General features: G+C 65.9%; 2 protein-coding genes. Both read right to left on the reverse strand.

The window, feature by feature from the left end; all coding sequences use genetic code 11:
• A partial coding sequence (locus JSV65_07470) for a hypothetical protein (GenBank protein ID UCH36183.1) occupies positions 1-1,529 on the reverse strand: 1,529 nt, incomplete at its 3' end.
• 205 nt (positions 1,530-1,734) lie between these two features.
• Positions 1,735-2,547, reverse strand: a complete 813-nt coding sequence (locus JSV65_07475) for a PIG-L family deacetylase (protein ID UCH36184.1) — start codon at positions 2,545-2,547, stop codon at positions 1,735-1,737.
• Positions 2,548-2,640 lie beyond the last annotated feature (93 nt).

Raw genomic sequence — 2,640 nt, forward strand, 5'->3', positions numbered from 1 at the left:
GCAACCACCATTCCCGCTTCGGCTGCGACGGCGAATTGACGAAGTCCGGCGGCAGGCACGGCATAGCACTGCGGGATAAGCAGCGCCTCGTAGCGCATCTGGCCGACCCGCAGGCCGCCGTTGTCCATCACGGCAGCGGCGAGCGCGTCATCGCCGAGATAGTCAAAATCAACCTGAAGGGAAAGCAAGGCGTCCGCCAGGGCCGCCAGCGACTGTTCGGCGGCGCGATCATCCGGCTTCACCCACAGGCTGCGCACGGGCACATATACCGCGACGCGCACATCGGGCCGCCCTTGGCTGAGCAGATAGCCGAGCCGCCCCGTGTAGTCCGCATAGCGGCGGAAGAACGGCCACAGCGGATTGTCCCAGGCAACGTGCGAGGCGGTGTTGATCATCCCCGAGCCCGCCACGTCGTAGGCGGCGATCATGACGCACATCAGGTTGATGCCGCGCGCGAACTGGAAATCGGTGAGCCATTTCATCTGCGCGGGCGTCAGGCCCCAGCCATAGACGGCGAATGATTCCGTGCAGGAATAGCGCCTGCCGGCCTGGCGCGCGGACGAGCCGGCGAACCGCGGGAAATCAGGGTGCGCTCTGCCGGGGAAGATCTGCCGCCAAATGGCATCCACCGCCGGGACGTCGAAGCCGTCGAGCCCGCGCATCACATCGCCGAAACCATATCGCACCGGGCCGGCGAACTCGTCCTCGCCCGGAAAATGCCCCACGCTCAACAGCCCGCGCTCGCGACACCAGTCGCGGATCTGATCCATATACGCCTCGCGGAAAAGCTGCGACCATACGTCGGCATAGTCGTAACGCAGCCGGGCCGTGGTCTCGCTGTCGTCGAACAGCGCCTCGAGCGGCGCGAGGTCGTGGCCCGTCCGCTCGCGGAAGATGACGGGCAGGTCGGGCGTCCACGGGAGCGTGTCCGAACCCAGCCGGCCGGAGACGCGCATTTCATCGGTGAACACGGCGGCGATGGTCCCGCCGAAATCCTCGCCGACCCATTGCGCGTAGCGTTCGTGGGTCAGATCAATGAAGCGCCGCACGGCCTGGGGGTTCATGAGGTCGGCCGGATAGCCGCCGGGAACGACCTCGACGCCGTCGTTCGTGCGCTTCAGCGCCCAACCGCGGAACTCGGGGTGTCCTTGGGCGACCTTATGGAGGGCGTGGCCGCTCGGCCAGCCGCCCTCGTCGTACAGCCAGATGCCAATGCCAAGTCGCTTCGCCTCATCCACCGCCAGGCGCACCCAGCGGAAGAAGTCATCGGACAGATACTCCGTCTTCATGCCGGCGACGAAGTCGTGCTTGCGGAAGGCGTCGGGCATGGGGTGGATGCACACCGCGCCGCAGCCTGCCTCTTTCATCTCGCGCAACTGCGCTCGCATTTGCTCGAGGTCGAGGTCGGCGTTCCACGCCCAGAACATGACGGGGCGATGCGCCGCGGATGGGTCGCGGAACGAGGCCGCCAGTTCCGTGACGTCTGGGGCCGGGTGGGGGCCGAAAGGGGCGGGGAGGTATCTGCTCATCGTCCAATCCTTGCCGCGCGCGCGGTCCGAAGACCGCGCGAAGCCACCGTCCGCAGCGGCCATCGCAACCGCCGCGATTGCGAATAATGCGAGCGCGTGAATCCTCATGCGCATGGTAGCCTTTCCTGGAACAGTTGCCGCCGCTTGATAGGCCGCTATGGAGCCCGGCTGCCCTCGGCCGGGCGACGACGTATCCACCGCGCGCTCATTCCTCCATCGGCACCGCATGCTGCATGACGAAGCCTTCGAGTTCCCCGAAGCGGTTGCGGCGAAAAGCCTCTCCGTATTCCACGCCGACCTGCGCTCCCACGGCTCGGGCGCTCTCGCGCAGGAAGCGTTCGACGAGCGCGGGATGCTCGGCCGGCGGCATCTCGTCGAGCCACGGGATACGCAGGCGGTTCGCCCGCAGCTTCTCCCGGAAGCCCCGCACGATGTTGGCCATCATATTGCGGTGCGCCAGTACCGCCTGGATCTTGATGTCCATCGTTTCCGTGACGTCAACGATGTGATTCACCTCAGGCAGGCGGCGCGCGTAATAGAGGCGCTCGGCGATGGTATGCGGCGCAAGGCCGTCCGCGAAGTGCTCGGGGTTGTAGCGGTCCCCGCCGGATTGCCAGCACGCGTCATCGGCGGCCTGGGCGCACTTGGTGTGATCCGGGTTCTCCTCGTAGATGCCCGCGGGATCGAAGGACATGACGATGTCCGCCTTGACCTGGCGGAAGATGCGGATGAACTTCTCGCGAATGTCGGTTTCCGGGATGGGGTCCATCTCGTCGTTCGGGTAGTCGAGGTGGAATGTCTGCGCCGCGCCGAGAATTCGGAACGCCTCGGAAGCCTCGCGGGCATTGACCTCGATTGTCTCCTCGCGCGACATGCCGAAGGAATCCTTGTCATCGTTCGTCACGCGCACAATATGGACATCGTGCCCATCGCGCGCGTACTTCGCGAGCGTCCCGCCGCAGAAAATGGACGCATCATCCGCATGCGGGCTGATGCAGACAACATTGAGCTTGCGCACGTCAAACCTCCTTCGCCGGCCCGCGCCTGCGTCGAAAGCGCGCCCGGACGATTCGCGGAATGCGCGAAATCCGTCCGGGGCGGGCAGATCTGC

This window comes from Armatimonadota bacterium (assembly GCA_020354555.1).
Taxonomy (GTDB): Bacteria; Armatimonadota; Hebobacteria.